Here is a 17,201-nt window from a genome sequence, read left to right as displayed (position 1 = left end):
TAGCAAGATTATGCGGTTTTGATCAGAACTCAGTTAACCATCCCGGGATTCTGCTCATGGCCCATTCAGCGCGGTTTTTTACTTTGGATGAAGTTAACCCATGTTGTCGACCGGCACCTGACAACGCAGATGCCCGCGCAGCGCCTGGGTATCTCCGCTGGTCAGTGCCGGCGTCTTCTGTCGCGTTACCGTGAATCTGGCCCGCCAGGTATGGCTAACCGCCGTCGAGGAAACCCCAGCAATAACCAGCTGCCTGATGGTTTTGCACAGTGTGCGCTCAATATAATCCGAGATCGCTATACCGACTTTGGGCCGACGCTTGCATATGTGAAACTCGCAGAACTGCACGATGTTCACCTGTCCAAAGAGACCGTCCGTTCACTCATGGTCAAAGCCGGTCTCCGGATCCCCCGCAAACAACGTGCGCCGAAAATTCAGCAGCCACGCTATCGCCGGGCCTGCTGCGGCGAACTGATGCAGATTGATGGCTGCAAGCAACCATCGCTGGTTCGAGAACCGTGCACCCGCCTGTACCGCACTGGTCTACGTCGACGACGCGACGAGCCACCTGATGCAGCTTCGATTTGTAAAACCGGAATCGACATTCACCTATTTTGAGGCCACCCGGGGCTACCTGGAAAAGCAGGATCACATTATACGATGGTGTAAAGAATCCACAGATTGGTTAAGGGAAGTTATTATGCTTCCCTTAATGCACACTTTAAGAAATTTGCAAGCTATTCATATAAGGTATATATGAATTTTATTCAATAGGTAAATTGTGCTGTTTTAAGAAAGATAGCTTATCCCAATAGCCTCTTTGAAATATAATTTTATTATTTACTATTTGAAAAAAACCGCAACCCCTCAAACCTAATGGGGCACGCCACTCTAAAATTGCCCATTGTCCATCTTCGAAAATGTTTTCAACGATACAAACCATTTCTGGAAAAGAAAAATCTTGTTCAAACATTTTCTTTATAGCCTCTTTCCCAATAACTGGCTCATTGGCTACCTGATGGTTTATTGCATTATCATCATATAATTCTGAAATAGTTTCTACATCTGCATTATTAAATGCGTCAACCCATTGGCAAAGTATTTCTTTTGGCGTCATATAAATTACCTCCAGACCTGTAAATAATCCTTTTCCATAGCATAACATCAAAATCCTATCAAGCTCAAAATTTATTGGCACGCTCGATGCCATGTTCCTCGACTACTAAGCGGCCAAAGATTATGCGATCCGCTTCAGGCTGGTCACGGCGGCGAATATCCCTTCTTTCGGAGCGCCAGAATGATGTTGGTCTGGCCGGATTTTCACATGGCGGGAACCACGTTGTGTCTCAAAATCTCTGATGTTACATTGCACAAGATAAAAATATATCATCATGAACAATAAAACTGTCTGCTTACATAAACAGTAATACAAGGGGTGTTATGAGCTATATTCAACGGGAAACGTCTTGCTCGAGGCCGCGATTAAATTCCAACCTGGATGCTGATTTATATGGGTATAGATGGGCTCGCGATAATGTCGGGCAATCAGGTGCGACAATCTATCGATTGTATGGGAAGCCCGATGCGCCAGAGTTGTTTCTGAAACATGGCAAAGGTAGCGTTGCCAATGATGTTACAGATGAGATGGTCAGACTAAACTGGCTGACGGCATTTATGCCTCTTCCGACCATCAAGCATTTTATCCGTACTCCTGATGATGCATGGTTACTCACCACTGCGATCCCCGGGAAAACAGCATTCCAGGTATTAGAAGAATATCCTGATTCAGGTGAAAATATTGTTGATGCGCTGGCAGCGTTCCTGCGCCGGTTGCATTCGATTCCTGTTTGTAATTGTCCTTTTAACAGCGATCGCGTATTTCGTCTCGCTCAGGCGCAATCACGAATGAATAACGGTTTGGTTGATGCGAGTGATTTTGATGACGAGCGTAATGGCTGGCCTGTTGAACAAGTCTGGAAAGAAATGCATAAGCTTTTGCCATTCTCACCGGATTCAGTCGTCACTCATGGTGATTTCTCACTTGATAACCTTATTTTTGACGAGGGGAAATTAATAGGTTGTATTGATGTTGGACGAGTCGGAATCGCAGACCGATACCAGGATCTTGCCATCCTATGGAACTGCCTCGGTGAGTTTTCTCCTTCATTACAGAAACGGTTTTTTCAAAAATATGGCATTGATAATCCTGATATGAATAAATTGCAGTTTCATTTGATGCTCGATGAGTTTTTCTAATCAGAATTGGTTGTAACACTGGCAGAGCATTACGCTGACTTGACGGGACGGCGCTTCCCTACCCTCATGGCCGCCTCCCAGGAATCGACCCAGGTGCTTATCGTGGACATAATCCTTTACTCATAAATTTATCTTATTCCATTATTGTACCTGTCGCGCAAAACTTGCAGAAAAGCCATAAACGCAGGAGAATCCTGTCGGCGGTGAGGATAATAAATATGGTAGCCGTCAAAATATGGACACCACTCGGTCAGAACAGCAATCAGCTTGCCGCTTTTGATATATCCATCTGCAACATACTCGGGAATATAGGCAATCCCCAGCCCGTCTAATGCTGCATCGAGCTGATGAATCGTGCTGTTCGCAATATATTGCCCTTTGACTTTCAGACTGAATTTCTGAGCATCTTTCTCGAATTCCCAGGCGTACAATCCACTCGTATCAGAATAGCGGACGTTAATGCAGTTGTGGTTCAAAAGATCCTGCGGCTTCCTGGGCTTAGCATAACGCTTAAAATAATCTGGTGCAGCAACAACAAGCTGGCGCCAGTTCTGGCTTATTTTTGCGGCAATCATATCATTATTCAGAACATCGCCCGGACGAATCCCGGCATCAAAACGCTGATCAACAATATCTGTAAATCCATAGTCAATGCCGATTTCAATCTGAATATCTGGGTAGCGACTCAGAAAGTCCGGTAATACAGGACGGATCAAATACTGGATAACATCATCTGCCGCCGTGAGGCGTATGACGCCAGTGGGTTTTTCCCTAAGCTCACTCAACCGACTAATAGCATCATCAACCTGTTCCATTAACGGGCCTACTTCGTTAATGAGCCTTTCACCTGCTTCCGTAGTGGAGATACTGCGGGTGGTTCTGGCCAGCAGGCGGATCCCAAGCCTTTCCTCAAGAGATTTCACCGTGTGGCTGATGGCTGAGGGTGTCACACCTATTTCAGCTGCGGCTTTGGTAAAGCTTTTCAGCCTGGCCACTGTTAAAAAAACCTTTAATTCATCCACACGATCCCTCCTCGTCGGTCCCTACTGGAGACGTCAGCGTACCAGCCTGTCATTAATTATCAAATAAATTTCACAAGTAAGTGAAATTTATGTTGATTAATAAATAAAATTTAAAATGGTACTTTATATTCCACGACGTGAATATGTCCTCGTTGTAGTGACGGCTTTTAATTCTGAAAATGAGGTAATCATTATGCAAGATTTCATCTATCATAATCCGGTAAAAATTCTTTTTGGTCGCGATCAAATTTCTGCGTTAGCACAAGAAGTCCCGCAGGGTAAAAAGGTCATGATTGTCTATGGCGGGGGCAGCGTTATAAAACACGGTATATTGAAACGCGTAAAAGAGTCCCTGACAAACACCCTGGTTTATGAGTTTGGCGGTGTAGAAGCAAACCCTCATTATGAAACCCTGATGAAAGCCGTTGAGATTGTCAGAGCAGAAAAAATTGATTTTCTTCTGGCCGTGGGCGGCGGTTCAGTGATCGACGGGACTAAATTTATTGCCGCCGCAGCCCTCTACGAAAATGATCCATGGGAGATCGTCAAGAGTTATGGCGGCGTGGTGAAACAAGCTCTCCCTTTTGGATGCGTGCTGACCCTGGCGGCCACGGGTTCAGAGATGAATAACACGGCGGTGATTAATCGGGTGACCACCCAGGATAAACTCTTTTTCACCTCCCCTTACGTTATGCCGAAATTTTCAGTGCTCGAACCGGAAATGACCTACACGCTGCCTGAACAACAAACCGCAAACGGGGTTGTTGATGCATTTGTCCACGTTCTTGAGCAATACATCACTTACCCGGTTAACGCTAAGGTGCAGGATCGCCTGGCGGAAGGACTGCTGAGCACGCTGAAAGAAGAAGGACCAGTAGCCCTTAAAAATCCCCAAAACTACGACGCCAGAGCTAACATCATGTGGGCTGCGACGATGGCCCTGAATGGAATGTTGAGCACAGGTGTCCCAACTGACTGGGCTTCTCACATGATTGGCCAGGAAATTACTGCATTATACGGAATCGACCACGCCCGTACCCTCGCTATCGTTATGCCTGCACTATGGCGCTTGTGCAAAAAGGAAAAAGCAGAAAAGCTGGCTCAGTACGGTGCGCGTGTCTGGAATATTCCTGAGTCTGATAGCGAAAAAATGGCCGATGAGGCTATCAATGCCACCGTGGAATTTTTTGAACTGATGGGCGTTAAAACCCGACTTTCTGATTATGGTCTGGGCGCGGAAGATATTTCAGCTGTTATCGGCAAGTTAAAAGAACATGGGCACATCGCATTAGGTGAACATGGAAAAATTACTGCTGAAGTGGCGGAAACAATACTGAACATGGCACTTTAATTGACTAACGATCTACTCTATTAGGCGCTAAGCCTGCGCACCTGGCAGGCTTAATTAAACATTAACGGTATTGCAAAATGCAGAAAATGAATGACACATTTCCCTATATGCCATTAATGGCTTTTGCGATGACCGGATTTATTTGCATCATGACGGAAACTATTCCAGCAGGATTATTGCCAGAAATCAGTAAGGGAATGAATATTTCGCTGGCTAGCGCAGGCCAGTGGGTCACCGTCTACGCCCTCGGGTCATTATTTGCCGCTATTCCGTTAACTATCGTTACCCGGTCGTGGAATCGGAAATATGTCTTATTAATGACCGTAGCGGGATGCTTCATTTTTAATACCATTACAGCACTTTCATCAAATGTTTACCTGACCCTGTTAGCGCGTTTGGGGGCCGGGGCGGCTGCGGGACTGGCGTGGAGCCTGCTGGCGGGGTTTTCACGCCGAATTGTTGACCCGCTTCATCAGGGTCGGGCTATGGCGATAGCCATGGCTGGGACACCGCTGGCGCTCTCACTAGGCGTTCCGCTGGGAACCTGGCTTGGGCATTATCTTGGCTGGCGCCTGACGTTCGGTATTATGTCAGTACTTTCGCTGTTACTAATGATATGGATCCGTATCAGCGTTCCGGACTCTGCGGGGCAGCAAAAACATCAAAAAATACCGTTCAGGAAAGTACTGGCGACCCCCGGGGTCAGGCCGGTCCTCGCGGTCGTACTGACCTGGATGCTTGCACACAATATCCTTTACACCTATATCGCACCGTTTTCGTCATTATCAGGTATGGGGGCCCATGTTGACGGTATTTTATTAATTTTTGGCCTGTCCGCTCTCGCGGGTCTTATCTTTACCGGAAAAATAATTGATAGCCAGTTACGTAAAATGGTACTGGCATCGCTGGCTATATTTTCTATCGTCTCATTATTCCTGGGGCTGTTCTCTTATACACCCGCCATTCTTATTGTAGGTAGCGCTGTATGGGGTGTGACATTTGGTGGTGCTGCAACGCTGTTGAATACCGCACTTGCCGATGCGGCGGAAGATGGTGCTGATGTAGCGATCTCCATGACGGTGGTGAGCTGGAACGCGGCGATTGCCCTGGGGGGGATTACCGGAGGAATTATCCTTCAGGGACCCGGCGTCAATGGTTTGCCTTGGGTCATTCTGATACTGGCCCTGGTCAGTTTTCTGATTGTAAAAATCAACAGTGAATATGCATTCCCACACCCCATTCGGGACGAAGCCGAATGATCGCATCAGCTACAAGGAGAATTAGTCATATCGCTTATCAGGATAAGCTATTCAGCTATCTTCAAAAGGTCACAGGAATCAAAATCCTATAATCAGCCGTTCAGATTTCTAATCATAAAACAATGGAGAATATATATGCGTTTTTACATCAAGGTTGCGGTCATTCTTTTTATGGCCACCCGGGTTATACCCGTCATGGCCAATGGCAATAATGTCCAGCCGGTTTGTACAGAGAAAGGTGCCTTATCAGGGAAAGACAGCAACCAGTCCGCCCTGATTGGCGCGTGGAAAATGGTCAAATTTGAAACCGGGACTGGTGAAGAATTGAAAGAGATACCTTACACCGGACAACTTATTATCACCGATGCCGGAACCTTGTCTGCGCAAGCAAGCAATCCGGACAAAACAGTACCTGACTCCGCCTATACGGTAAACGGTTATGAAGCACTTTATGGTGATATTAAAATTGACGATGTTGCCGGGCGTTTCATCTTAACGGTGAATTCTGCACTTGCCAGTGGATTAATTGGTCAAAAAATGGAGCGCGCTTTTCATTTAACAGGAAATAAACTTGAACTGTCGCCTGTCGATAAAGGTGAAGGCTGGCGTGTGACCTACGAGCGCTACAGATAGTATAATGGCATAACGGTGCGCCGGTTTGTGCCGCGCTGACCCGGCTGGCTTCCCTGCTCTACCTACGAACGCCTCTCGGAAATCGTTCAGGGAGCAATCGCAGATGTAAGAAACCGCCACGCCATGATGGTAACGTTCACCGTCCTGTGTAAAACCCAGTCATTGCCTCTGGCCATGACTGTGTAGTAAATTTGGCTGTTGATTAGGTGCAGAGCAATGATAGAGCGTTTTCTGCGACACGATAATTTTACGCACTATGAAGGTTAAATTTTGAAAGCAACAAATTTTTCGGAACTAATAAAGATAGCCGCTCTGCAGCTTTTTAGAGAAAAAGGATTCAACAATGTCTCCACCCGCGATCTTACACAAAAGCTTAATATTTCAAGGAGCCACATCTATCATTATTATAGTAACTGGGAAGCATTAAAAAAATCGGCCATAAAATATATGTTTGATAATGACATCGAGGAATGTCATGCAACGTTTAATGCCTCGGAAAGTATGAGCCCAACTGACAGGGTCAGGCTGTATATCAAAACGCTGTTACCTGATGCGCCATCAGCGCACTGGCTGCTCTACCTTGAACTCTGGCCGATGGCCGCGCGCGACGGTGATTATGCTAATTTGGTCCATAATCAATCACTCCAATGGATCAATATACTCGAAGAAATCATCGACTCCGGAATTAATGAGGGCGAGTTTTCCTCGATAAACGCTTCGGTATCCGCCAGACAAATAAATGCATTAATAGATGGATACTCGAGTATGCTGATCCTCGATTATTCAAAAGAAAAAAGAACCGCTTTTCTTAATGAAATATATGAGATTTCTTTTAAAATCCTTGGTAAATCCTTCTGAAGCGCATGAAAAACCCGCAGTAGAAATTAGCGCTTGTTTATGCCCAGATAGCTTAAAATGCGTTTCATTTTACTTTCCGCGGTGGTGTTACCCGCAACTCGGGCATCTATCCATGTTTCATCGGCTTCAGGGTGAGGGCCTGATAATATGACATGCCCTTCCCCATATTTATATCTGGCGATAGCGACATCCCCATTGTCGTAATACGCTATCGCCTGGAACCCAGCATTTGAGGTTGTGTTATTCAGATAGGGGCCATCCTGATAGTAAAAAGGTTCCTGTTTATTATTCCATTTCACTTGCAAGGTGTAATCCCCCTCATCATAGGCGCGTGAACCAGGTCTTCCCACTTCTGACTCAAGGGGAGCATCAATGAGCCCAATCCAGTCTTTATCGGCAAGATACGCCCCCATGCAAATGCCAATAAAATCTTTGCCGCTTTTCACAAATTGACGGATAGCCTCAGCGCCATCATCACCAATGACGTCATAAGAACCGGCTATATCCTGACCGCCGCCGGGTTGAATGTAGATATCGAATTTTTTAAGCGTTTGCTCATTCACTTTCAGCGTTTCTTTTTCACCCACATAAGCGATGTTCAGCGGCAGGCCAGTACCGACGAGCGATTTCACCACCATTTCTGAACACCCCGCGCACCCGGCATCTCCCCTATAAATAGCGATACGATAAGTTTTTGATGGTGAGGCATTTGCTGAGGTTGGTGCGGAAAAAATAGAGAAAGTAAAAGCCAGAGCAAGGGTAATCATATTTGCTCTCTTCAACTGAGTTTCCTGGAAAAAAAGTGGCATTACGCTATTCCCCTTGTTATAGAGTGTTTTGTAAATCATTAAGAACCATTTTTACCATTCTAAATACATGACATAAAATTAGAGCACTCGCTCAAATTTAACTTTGGCGTTGATTTTGTCAAGCGTTTTTAAGCTCAGCAAAAAAAAGTTAATACGTAAAAATGTGTAACTCTGACAAAGTTGTATAAATTTTTTAGTGAGATGCAGGCGACATACGAAAGGATAAAAAAGCAGAAACAGCAGTAACCTTGAAATCATCAACTAAGGTATAAGGGCTAATTAACAGGCGATGTCCTGAAAGCCATACTTAACTGAACAAGACATTTTGTTTTTCGTAGTATGTCCGTGAGAGTATGCTTCGGCGCGCACGAGGCAGATGAGAAACGGCGATGGCCCGAATCGTATAGAGACGCAAACCTGAATATTCCGGACACCGCGCTTCAGGACATCTCCCTGGACGCAGATATCTGGCAGTATCCGGACGGTACTATCGAACGCCGGGCCAACGGTACTACCCTGCCCTTTATGACTGACGACCTGCTATCTCACCCACGCACTTCTCCCTGAAATTTAGCATCGTCGCGGTTAATGTCGAAAATTTGCCACCTGACGTGGTTGGCATCGAGGGTGAAAACTACCGTTGCGAGGGTGTTCTCCTCATCCGGATCGTCGGCAGCCAGCCGGTAAATTGGCAGTTCTGCGTCATGGGTATCTGAGAGAATGGTTTTTGCCGCCGCGGCGTCAAACGGAGGTTGCGTTTCCCGCCACTGCACGAGGCGTAACTGCCGCGACGCTGAACTGTCGGTAACGATCTGCTCAACGCCAGCCAGTGCCGCATGCACCAGATGGTTGGCATGCCCGGTTACCGTCGTCAGGGGTAGAACGGAACAGCCTTGACCGGTGGCCTCAACGCTGAACAGCCGCGCATCGCCCAGCTGCCCGAGCGTATGGTGAAACGCCCCGGATCGCGGCTGGCCGGTAAGTATAGTGATGGCCTCGTCGAGGGTGTTCGCATTCAGCGAGGCGCGAGCCAGGATCTGACGCGGTAATCCCTGCGGACGATGCACTGCACGGATGTTATTCACCGTGTTAACGATACCTTTTTCATTTACCGCAAAGGTGTGGCCGCAAATCGACCCCGGATAGGCAAAACTCGTAAAGCTCAGTCCGCGACTCGGGGTAATGGTAGCCAGCAAGCATTCATCCCGTAACTGAGGAAAACCGTCTTCATTGTGCGCGATAATCCGCTCGCCAGCGGCGTTTACCCCGGCCACCGTCGTACAGCCATCCGACGTTGAGCGCACCAGATCGCCACGGCAGTTCCAGGCAAAGACCTGATCAACAGTAGCCTCCAGCCCCTGCGCCAACCCCTCCAGCTCCTGCCAGATGAGCGGATAATGCCGCTGCACCTCGGTGCGCATTAACCGGGTCTCAGGGGATGCCTGCAGGGTCATCACCGTTTGCCACAATGACGTGAGCATCAGTTTCTGATGCCATGCTTCACGGCCAAGCTCGCCAAGGCGCAGGCCAATCTCAAACGGGGAACCACTGATGTCGATTTTCTTCATGTGATGGATTCACTTATGTTCAGGAAACGTGCTGTAAAAATTCTTTCAGGCGCGGATTGCTACTGGCATTCAGCAGGATATCAGGTGGGCCATCTTCAGCAATGGTTCCACCATCGATAAAAATCAATCGAGAGGCCACATCGCGTGCAAAGCCAATCTCGTGCGTCACTATAATCATGGTCATCCCTTCATCCGCCAGTGAACGCATCACTTTTAATACTTCATGGCGCAACTCCGGATCGAGCGCAGAGGTTGGCTCATCAAACAGCATCATTTTCGGTTTCACCGCCAGCGCGCGGGCGATAGCCACGCGCTGCTGCTGGCCGCCTGAAAGCTCCGACGGATAGTGCTCGGCCCGTTCGCCCAGGCCGACACGTTCCAGCAGCGCCAGCGCCTGTTCACGGGCTGCCGCTTGACTCATTTTGCGTACGCGGATAGGCCCAAACATCACATTTTCCAGCGCCGTCAGATGCGGAAACAGATGAAACTGCTGGAATACCATCCCCGCTTCGCGGCGGATTTCGCACTCGTTGACGTGAGGATCGGTCAGGTGCATTCCGGCAACCAGCAAGGTGCCGGAGGAGATCTCTTCCAGCTTGTTGATACAACGCAGCAGCGTCGATTTACCTGAACCTGAAGGACCGATAATCACGACCACTTCACCGGCATCAATTTTCAGATTGATATCGTGCAGCACCTGGGTGGTACCGAAATGTTTAGCGACCGCGCTAAATTCAACCATGCTCATAAAATATGGATCCTTTTCTCCAGTTGCTTCAGCAGGAAGCTCAGGCACAGGGTGACGACAAGATAAATCAGGGCTACCGCTGTCCAGACCTCAAGGGCACGGAAGTTCCCGGCGATGATCTCCTGCCCCTGGCGCGTTAATTCCGCGACGCCTATAACAATGAACAGCGAGGTGTCTTTAATGCTGATAATCCACTGGTTGCCCAACGCCGGGATCATGCGGCGCAGGGCCAGCGGCATAATCACGTGCCATAGCGTTGCGCGCTGCGATAATCCCATCGCCAGACTGGCTTCTTTAAATCCTCTATTGATGGACAAAATTGCGCCGCGCGTAATTTCCGCAATATACGCGCCGGAGTTAATAATAATGGTGACCATCGCGGCCGTGATGGGGTCGATACGAACAGGCAGAATCATTGGCAAGGCAAAATAGATAAACATCACCTGTACCATAATTGGCGTACCGCGAATCAGCTCGACAAAAATTAATGATAACGTTTTCGCGATGCCGCCTCCCAGTGCGCGACAGATTCCTGCCAGCAGACCGATGATAAAGCCGCCCGCCAAACCGACCATAGAGATCAATATTGTCAGCTGCAGCCCCTGTAATAATAGCGGCAGCGATTCCCATATATATTTCGTTTCGAAATTCATAATGCGGTCTATTACTCTCGGTTCTGGCCGGGGTTACCCGGCCCGGCGGGGATTATTTAGGTTGCTTGTTAAACCATTTGAAATAAATCTTGTCGTAGGTGCCATCCGCGCGTAATGCGTTTAACGCGGCATCGACCTTCGGCGTCAGGCTGCTGTTTTTCTGCAGGGCAAAACCGTATTTCTGCGGCAGAATGCTGTCCGTTTCCCCGGTCGATTTTACCTTACCGCCACCTGCGGTTTTCACGTAGTAGAGCACGTTCGGGGAGTCGTGAACCACCGCGTCCAGGTTGCCTGCCTGCAGGTCGAGATAGGCGTTATCAATATTGGGGAATTCGACATAGTTGGCTTTATATTTGGATTTCATAAAACTGGCCGCGGCGGTGCCCTGCTTCAGCCCCACTTTTTTACCGGCCAGCTCGCTGAATTTGGTGATGGAATTATCACCGCTCTTCACCGCCATTAAGAGATCCGCATCGTAGTAACCGTCGCTGAAATCAACGACCTGTTTGCGGGCATCGGTAATGGTGATCCCGGCCATTGCCACATCTAAATTACGCGATTGCAGCCCAGGAATTAAACCGCCGAAATCCATAGGGCGTAATTCGTAGCTGACATTCATTTTCTTTGCAATGGCTTCCCATAAATCGATATCAAAACCAACATATTTATTACCTTGCTTAAATTCAAAGGGAACGAAGGCGGTATCCACACCGACTAATAATTTATCTTGTGCCATGACGGCAAAACTCGCCGAACAGGCAACCAGTGCCAGGGTAATCTTTAATTTTTTCAATAATGCAGACATAATAATCCTCAGCGTAATTAAGACAGCAGACAGGAGTTTTCACGCAATACCCTAAAACTGATATTGGCGTTGAGAATAAAAACAGTATCCCTACATTCGCACGCGATACAAAAATGAAAGCGTGCGAATTATTTATGCGGGAAGAATAAAATCCCTGGTGTCGGGTACTGGCGTCTGCGCGCCGTTCATGATCATTGAAAGAAAGCTGTAATAACCGTTGATGCCAATCAGATCGACAACGCCCTTTTCCCCCCAGAGACCGATTGCCTGTTGCCAGATATCATCGCTGACTTTTTTATGCTGATGCAGCTGCTGGCAAAAATGGTAAACCACCCATTCATCAGCCGCCAGCGTCTCTGGTTGACGCCATTCATTGATTGCCTGCACCGCCTGCGCCGGGATCCCTTTTTCCCTCGCTATTGGCGCATGAATGGCCCACTCAACCGGCTGCGACCAGTGACGCGCGGTCAGCAGGATGGCCAGTTCCGACAACCGCTGCCCCAGCGCGCTACGGTAGCGCAGATACTCCCCCATTCGCTGCGCATGGGCCATCAGTTCCGGGCTGCGCAACAACGGTTCAAACGGCGGCAGCAGCGCGCCGCGCGGCCCGTTGATAATCTCCTCCGCAAGCTGGCGTTGTTCATCGCTCCACTGCTGTTCTGACAGCGCAGGTAAACGATTCATGGCTGACGTCTCATCAGTTTATGCGTCTCTTCGCTGATGACCTTGTGCAGGGTATCCACCACGAAATCGAGTTCTGACCGGCTGACAATAAACGGCGGCGCAATCAGAATATGATCGCCCCGCTGGCCATCAATGGTTCCGCCCATCGGATAGACCAGCAGCCCGTGGGCCATACACTGCGCTTTGATAGCGGCGTGCAGCTTCAGCAGCGGATCGAATGCCGTTTTGCGCTCTTTATCGCATACCAGCTCCACGCCGGCGAACAAACCGCGACCGCGCGTATCACCGACATACGGTAATCCGCCGAGCACATCATGCAGAGCCTGCTGCAAATACGCGCCCTGCTGCTGCACCTGCTCGAGCAAACGATCTCGCTCGATAACCTGCTGTACGGCCAGCGCAGCCGCTGCGGCGGTCGGGTGGCAGATGTAGGTGTGACCATGCTGGAACATTCCGCTACCGGCTTGCAGCGCGGCGACGATTTGCTCACTGGCCAGCACTGCGCCAATGGGCTGATAACCCCCGCCTAAACCTTTTGCGATGGTCACGATGTCAGGGACAACGCCATCCTGTTCAAAGGCGTGCAACGTGCCGGTACGGCCCATGCCGCACATCACCTCATCGGCGATATACAGAATGCCGTATTTATCACACAGCCGACGAACGCCTTGCAGATAACCCGGCGTAGGCGGCATTGCGCCAGTGGTTGCGCCAACCACCGTTTCGGCGATAAAACCGATAATTTTTTCCGGCCCGGCGTCCAGAATTGCCGCTTCGAGTTCGCCAAGTAAGCGCTCGGTATATTGCTGCTGGCTTTCACCCGCCTCACGGTCACGGTACTCATTACAGGCCGACACGCGCACCACATCCATCAGCAGCGGCGCGAACTGGCGGCGGCGCCACTCGTTACCGCCAACGGCCAGCGCACCCAGCGTATTGCCGTGGTAGCTTTGTTTACGGGCAATAAATAGCGTGCGATCCGGCTGCCCGATCTCCACAAAATACTGGCGCGCCAGCTTCAGCGCCGTTTCAACCGCTTCCGATCCGCCGGAGACGAAATAGGCATAGTTCAGGGAACCGGGCGCGGTGCGGACAAGCTGCTCTGCCAGTTGTTCCACCGTATCGCTGGTGAAAAAACTGGTGTGGGCATAGGCCAACCGATCGATCTGCCGGTGCATCGCCGCCAGCACATCCGGGTGGGCATGACCCAGACAAGAAACCGCCGCCCCGCCGCAGGCGTCCAGATAGCGTTGACCACTGGCATCGGTGATGTAAGCGCCCTGGGCGCTGACTGCCACTGCCGGGGTGGTACGGAGGCTGCGGTGAATGATTTGACTCATGCTTTTATCCTGCTTTAGAAATCGCTTTCGCGTAAGTTGAAAGCATCTTGCAGGATCCATTTGAATCTCGTCAATTCAATAATGATTCAAATGTATTTAATTTTCTTATGATAAAAGCAAATGAATCATTTATCAGGATTTATCGGGCATCACATACGCCCCGGAGCGTTGCAGATAACGTTCTGCGCTCTCAATTTTATTCACCGCCTCCCTACCGTGGCGGGCAACCAGCATCGCCAGCAAACACTCGGCGACGCCCATACCGGACACTATCGAAGGGAAAAAAGAGGGGCTGCTGAGGGAGAAAAGCAACGTGCAGTCCGCCGCTTGCGCCAGCGGCGAAACCGGAGAGTCGGTGATGGCGATAATCCGTGCCCCGGCCTGCCTGGCAGCATTGAGAACGTCGAGAGATTCGCGGGAATAGGGAGAAAAGCTGGTCAATAGCAGGCAGTCTTCCGCGTTGATCTCACGGGTGAAGACTTCGATATTACTGGCCAGCCCGTCAATCAGCGACACCTGGCGATTGAACAATCGATAGACATAAAACAACGACCAGGCGATAGGAAAGCTGGCGCGGAAGCCGCAAATATAGACCTGCTTCGCTTCATCCAGCAACGTCACCGCTTGCTGCATAGCGTGTTGATTCTCTGCCTGAGTGAATGCCAGATTGGCCTGATGCGCGAGGAACACCTCTTCGTACAGCGCGGGCTGCGTCCCTTTGGCGATCAATTTTTCAGCCTTAGATACATATGTATCATTTCCTAAGCCGAGATCGTCGATAAATGCGCTTTTCAGCTCCCGCCAACCGTTATAGCCCAGACGCTGCGCCAGGCGTAGCAGCGTGGCAGGCTTAACGCCGGCTTCCGCGGCGAAGGCGCGCATTGATTGCACCACCAGTTGGTTGGCATTTTGCAGGGAAAATTCCGCCGCGCGCTGGAGTTCTGGCGACAGCAGGCTGAATTGGCTCACAATATTTTCACGAAGATTCATGGCGTATCGTTATCATCCGTAAGAGTGGCTGCGGCGAAACCGGGCCGCAGAAAGGGATATATATAACCATAATTCGCCGTAATTGCATTATGGCAGAGACGGAGGCTCATCCCTGCGCCACGGAGTATCGCCCCAGGCGAATGATCCGAAGCCTCTTTATTCGGCGCCTGAAACCGCGGGATTTGCAGGAACGACCCTATACCCAACTCTTTGATGACATTGGCAAAAAACATTGTCGCCGCTATCGCAAAAGAGAAATTATTCGCTTTATTTATAAATTGGCTTGCTAAATAATTAGTCAGGTTTTATTACGCAGTAGAGGAATTAAGATGCGTTTCAGTACCATGCCCGACAGTGAAATTATTTCTGAACTGTGCCGAAGAATTAAAGAAACGCGTATACAGCTGGGCCTGTCACAGATTGAGCTGGCCGAACGCGCTCAGGTCGGCGCGGCAACCATTAAACGCGTTGAATTAGGCGAATCCGTTACCCTCAGTACGCTGATTGGTATTTTGCGCGGTCTCGATCGGCTGCATCAGCTGGAGTCGATTTTATTTGACTCGCACATGCGTACATTTAAGGCGCAGCTCAATGCCGGCCCCCCTTCCCGTATCCGTATTCGGAAAAAAACGCATCAGCCAAAAGAGAAATTGCCCGCCGCTGCCCAGACCAACGAGGCTGATGCCACAATTAACGAATGGTACACCTCATCGGCTTCTAACAGCGTGGTGTGGTCTTTTACGCCGTCCGACGGAGAGAAAAAAAGCTAACAGGCTTCAGATGATTTTAAAGATCAGGGAAGAGAAAACCGCCTGCGGCTCAGGCAGGCGGTTTTTAGGGGGCTCAGGATTCACACACCGCGACTTTAATCGCCAGACCGCCCCGGGCGGTTTCACGGTACTTGGCGTTCATATCTTTGCCCGTCTCAAACATCGTTTCGATAACTTTATCCAGGGAGACTTTTGGATCGCTGGTACGGTACATCGCCATACTGGCCGAGTTTATCGCCTTCACTGCCGCAATCGCGTTACGCTCGATGCACGGCACCTGCACCTGGCCGGCCACCGGATCGCAGGTCAGGCCGAGGTTATGCTCCATGCCGATCTCCGCGGCGATGCACACCTTCTCCGGACTGCCACCCAGCAGCTCGGCCAGTCCGGCAGACGCCATCGAGCAGGCCACGCCCACTTCGCCCTGGCAACCGACTTCTGCCCCGGAAATGGAGGCATTCATCTTGTACAGAATGCCTATCGCGCCCGCCGTCAGGAAATAGCGCATATAGATTTCCGGCGTCACCTCTTTGATAAAACGATCGTAATAGGCCAGTACCGCCGGAACAATGCCGCAGGCGCCGTTGGTCGGCGCGGTTACCACTCGCCCGCCCGACGCGTTCTCTTCCCCCACCGCCATGGCGAACATATTGACCCAATCCATCGCGCTCAGTGGCGTAATCGACTGGCTCTGCGGCGCCAGCACGCGGTGCAGCGCAGAAGCCCGGCGCGGCACTTTCAGCGGCCCCGGTAAAATACCTTCCGTATTCATCCCCCGGTTAATGGCGTTTCTCATGGTCTCCCAGATTTTCGCCATATTTTGCTCAACGTTCTCCCGGCCGTGGCGGGCGATCTCGTTTTTCATCATCACGGCGGAAATCGACAGGCAGTTGTTCTGGCAGTGCGCCAGCAGGTTGCGGGCAGAATAGAACGGGAACGGAATATCAACCTCCGCCTCCAGGTTCTTACCAAAGTTTTCCTCCGTGACGATAAAACCGCCGCCGATGGAATAGTAAGTCTGGAAGTGGACGATTTTGCCATCGCAAAACGCCGTAATGCTCATCCCGTTTTCGTGCAGCGGCAGAAACTCATTGTGAAAGCGCATGCATTCCGCCACCGGGAACTGTATCTCGCGCTGGCCTTCTTCAATAAACAGACGATGCATGGTGTTGACATCGCGAATAATGCCCGGAATGGCGTCGATATCAACGGTATCCGGTAGATACCCTGACAGACCAAGAATAATGGCGATATCGGTATGGTGACCTTTACCCGTCAATGAGAGGGAACCATACACATCCACCACCAGCCGAGTCACTTTATGCAGCAGGCCTTTTTCCTGCAGGGTATCAACAAACTGTTTTCCCGCTTTCATCGGCCCAACGGTATGTGAGCTGGACGGCCCGATGCTGATTTTGAAAATATCGAAAACGCTAATCATATGGCACCCACGCG

At 49.9% G+C, this 17,201-nt stretch carries 17 protein-coding genes and 1 pseudogene; 7 read left to right on the top strand and 11 right to left on the bottom strand.

The window, feature by feature from the left end:
* Positions 1-56 precede the first annotated feature (56 nt).
* Positions 57-643, top strand: a pseudogene (locus ABLU96_RS09545) (ISNCY family transposase); the annotation flags it as partial.
* A gap of 120 nt (positions 644-763) precedes the next feature.
* Here the strand turns inward: ABLU96_RS09545 and ABLU96_RS09540 are convergent.
* The gene (locus tag ABLU96_RS09540) at positions 764-1,117 is read right to left on the bottom strand and encodes a nuclear transport factor 2 family protein (RefSeq protein ID WP_038423437.1); all 354 of its coding nucleotides are present in this window, start codon (positions 1,115-1,117) and stop codon (positions 764-766) included.
* 323 nt (positions 1,118-1,440) lie between these two features.
* Here ABLU96_RS09540 and ABLU96_RS09535 point away from each other — a divergent pair, with 323 nt between their 5' ends.
* The gene (locus tag ABLU96_RS09535; RefSeq protein ID WP_064407248.1) at positions 1,441-2,256 is read left to right on the top strand and encodes an APH(3')-I family aminoglycoside O-phosphotransferase; all 816 of its coding nucleotides are present in this window, start codon (positions 1,441-1,443) and stop codon (positions 2,254-2,256) included.
* Between the two features lie 128 nt (positions 2,257-2,384).
* Here the strand turns inward: ABLU96_RS09535 and ABLU96_RS09530 are convergent, their stop codons facing one another.
* Positions 2,385-3,278: a LysR family transcriptional regulator gene (locus tag ABLU96_RS09530; RefSeq protein WP_025106358.1), complete on the bottom strand. Its 894-nt coding sequence runs from the start codon at positions 3,276-3,278 to the stop codon at positions 2,385-2,387.
* A 193-nt stretch (positions 3,279-3,471) separates the two neighbouring features.
* On the opposite strand from ABLU96_RS09530, the gene ABLU96_RS09525 reads away from it, so the two are divergent.
* From ABLU96_RS09525 to ABLU96_RS09510, 4 genes are all read left to right on the top strand, one after another.
* The gene (locus tag ABLU96_RS09525; protein ID WP_064407247.1) at positions 3,472-4,629 is read left to right on the top strand and encodes an iron-containing alcohol dehydrogenase; all 1,158 of its coding nucleotides are present in this window, start codon (positions 3,472-3,474) and stop codon (positions 4,627-4,629) included.
* A gap of 77 nt (positions 4,630-4,706) precedes the next feature.
* The gene (locus ABLU96_RS09520; RefSeq protein ID WP_224243713.1) at positions 4,707-5,888 is read left to right on the top strand and encodes an MFS transporter; all 1,182 of its coding nucleotides are present in this window, start codon (positions 4,707-4,709) and stop codon (positions 5,886-5,888) included.
* 135 nt (positions 5,889-6,023) lie between these two features.
* Entirely contained in the window at positions 6,024-6,521 is a 498-nt protein-coding gene (locus ABLU96_RS09515) for a lipocalin-like domain-containing protein (protein WP_196547451.1), read from the top strand.
* Positions 6,522-6,791: 270 nt separating this feature from the next.
* Entirely contained in the window at positions 6,792-7,379 is a 588-nt protein-coding gene (locus ABLU96_RS09510) for a TetR/AcrR family transcriptional regulator (protein ID WP_025106354.1), read from the top strand.
* A 26-nt stretch (positions 7,380-7,405) separates the two neighbouring features.
* On the opposite strand, the gene ABLU96_RS09505 is transcribed toward ABLU96_RS09510, so the two are convergent.
* From ABLU96_RS09505 to ABLU96_RS09470, 8 genes are all read right to left on the bottom strand, one after another.
* The gene (locus ABLU96_RS09505; protein ID WP_025106353.1) at positions 7,406-8,188 is read right to left on the bottom strand and encodes a BPL-N domain-containing protein; all 783 of its coding nucleotides are present in this window, start codon (positions 8,186-8,188) and stop codon (positions 7,406-7,408) included.
* Between the two features lie 545 nt (positions 8,189-8,733).
* The gene (locus ABLU96_RS09500) at positions 8,734-9,756 is read right to left on the bottom strand and encodes an acyl-CoA--6-aminopenicillanic acid acyl-transferase (RefSeq protein WP_025106351.1); all 1,023 of its coding nucleotides are present in this window, start codon (positions 9,754-9,756) and stop codon (positions 8,734-8,736) included.
* A gap of 19 nt (positions 9,757-9,775) precedes the next feature.
* Positions 9,776-10,498, bottom strand: coding sequence for a glutamine ABC transporter ATP-binding protein GlnQ (gene glnQ / locus ABLU96_RS09495; protein WP_025106350.1), 723 nt, complete (start codon positions 10,496-10,498; stop codon positions 9,776-9,778).
* A 2-nt stretch (positions 10,499-10,500) separates the two neighbouring features.
* Positions 10,501-11,157, bottom strand: coding sequence for a glutamine ABC transporter permease GlnP (gene glnP, locus ABLU96_RS09490; RefSeq protein ID WP_025106349.1), 657 nt, complete (start codon positions 11,155-11,157; stop codon positions 10,501-10,503).
* Between the two features lie 52 nt (positions 11,158-11,209).
* Entirely contained in the window at positions 11,210-11,962 is a 753-nt protein-coding gene (glnH, locus tag ABLU96_RS09485; RefSeq protein WP_025106348.1) for a glutamine ABC transporter substrate-binding protein GlnH, read from the bottom strand.
* A gap of 132 nt (positions 11,963-12,094) precedes the next feature.
* Positions 12,095-12,646 (bottom strand): carboxymuconolactone decarboxylase family protein, encoded by a 552-nt coding sequence (locus ABLU96_RS09480; protein ID WP_025106347.1) that lies wholly within the window; start codon positions 12,644-12,646, stop codon positions 12,095-12,097.
* Positions 12,643-13,986 (bottom strand): aspartate aminotransferase family protein, encoded by a 1,344-nt coding sequence (locus tag ABLU96_RS09475; protein WP_014229371.1) that lies wholly within the window; start codon positions 13,984-13,986, stop codon positions 12,643-12,645. The genes ABLU96_RS09480 and ABLU96_RS09475 overlap by 4 nt, the downstream gene beginning before the upstream one ends.
* Before the next feature lie 132 nt (positions 13,987-14,118).
* Positions 14,119-14,976, bottom strand: coding sequence for a MurR/RpiR family transcriptional regulator (locus ABLU96_RS09470; RefSeq protein ID WP_025106346.1), 858 nt, complete (start codon positions 14,974-14,976; stop codon positions 14,119-14,121).
* Positions 14,977-15,305: 329 nt separating this feature from the next.
* Here ABLU96_RS09470 and ABLU96_RS09465 point away from each other — a divergent pair, with 329 nt between their 5' ends.
* A complete protein-coding gene (locus tag ABLU96_RS09465; protein ID WP_009652280.1) occupies positions 15,306-15,746 on the top strand; it encodes a helix-turn-helix transcriptional regulator in 441 nt (146 codons plus the stop codon).
* A gap of 73 nt (positions 15,747-15,819) precedes the next feature.
* Here ABLU96_RS09465 and ABLU96_RS09460 read toward each other — a convergent pair whose 3' ends face one another.
* Complete coding sequence (locus tag ABLU96_RS09460) at positions 15,820-17,187, bottom strand: L-serine ammonia-lyase (protein ID WP_014229375.1); 1,368 nt, start codon at positions 17,185-17,187, stop codon at positions 15,820-15,822.
* Positions 17,188-17,201 lie beyond the last annotated feature (14 nt).

The organism is Klebsiella sp. CN_Kp106 (assembly GCF_040064575.1).
Taxonomy (GTDB): domain Bacteria; phylum Pseudomonadota; class Gammaproteobacteria; order Enterobacterales; family Enterobacteriaceae; genus Klebsiella; species Klebsiella michiganensis.
This window is presented reverse-complemented; position numbering and strand designations above follow the sequence as displayed.

Bases quoted from the DNA above. Each gene is read 5' to 3' on its own strand.
- ABLU96_RS09505 (WP_025106353.1), bottom strand. From the start codon at position 8,188: ATGCCACTTTTTTTCCAGGAAACTCAGTTGAAGAGAGCAAATATGATT.
- ABLU96_RS09480 (WP_025106347.1), bottom strand. From the start codon at position 12,646: ATGAATCGTTTACCTGCGCTGTCAGAACAGCAGTGGAGCGATGAACAA.
- glnH (WP_025106348.1), bottom strand. From the start codon at position 11,962: ATGTCTGCATTATTGAAAAAATTAAAGATTACCCTGGCACTGGTTGCC.
- glnP (WP_025106349.1), bottom strand. From the start codon at position 11,157: ATGAATTTCGAAACGAAATATATATGGGAATCGCTGCCGCTATTATTA.
- ABLU96_RS09515 (WP_196547451.1), top strand. From the start codon at position 6,024: ATGCGTTTTTACATCAAGGTTGCGGTCATTCTTTTTATGGCCACCCGG.
- ABLU96_RS09540 (WP_038423437.1), bottom strand. From the start codon at position 1,117: ATGACGCCAAAAGAAATACTTTGCCAATGGGTTGACGCATTTAATAAT.
- ABLU96_RS09475 (WP_014229371.1), bottom strand. From the start codon at position 13,986: ATGAGTCAAATCATTCACCGCAGCCTCCGTACCACCCCGGCAGTGGCA.
- ABLU96_RS09470 (WP_025106346.1), bottom strand. From the start codon at position 14,976: ATGAATCTTCGTGAAAATATTGTGAGCCAATTCAGCCTGCTGTCGCCA.
- ABLU96_RS09525 (WP_064407247.1), top strand. From the start codon at position 3,472: ATGCAAGATTTCATCTATCATAATCCGGTAAAAATTCTTTTTGGTCGC.
- glnQ (WP_025106350.1), bottom strand. From the start codon at position 10,498: ATGGTTGAATTTAGCGCGGTCGCTAAACATTTCGGTACCACCCAGGTG.
- ABLU96_RS09535 (WP_064407248.1), top strand. From the start codon at position 1,441: ATGAGCTATATTCAACGGGAAACGTCTTGCTCGAGGCCGCGATTAAAT.
- ABLU96_RS09500 (WP_025106351.1), bottom strand. From the start codon at position 9,756: ATGAAGAAAATCGACATCAGTGGTTCCCCGTTTGAGATTGGCCTGCGC.
- ABLU96_RS09460 (WP_014229375.1), bottom strand. From the start codon at position 17,187: ATGATTAGCGTTTTCGATATTTTCAAAATCAGCATCGGGCCGTCCAGC.
- ABLU96_RS09520 (WP_224243713.1), top strand. From the start codon at position 4,707: ATGCAGAAAATGAATGACACATTTCCCTATATGCCATTAATGGCTTTT.
- ABLU96_RS09465 (WP_009652280.1), top strand. From the start codon at position 15,306: ATGCGTTTCAGTACCATGCCCGACAGTGAAATTATTTCTGAACTGTGC.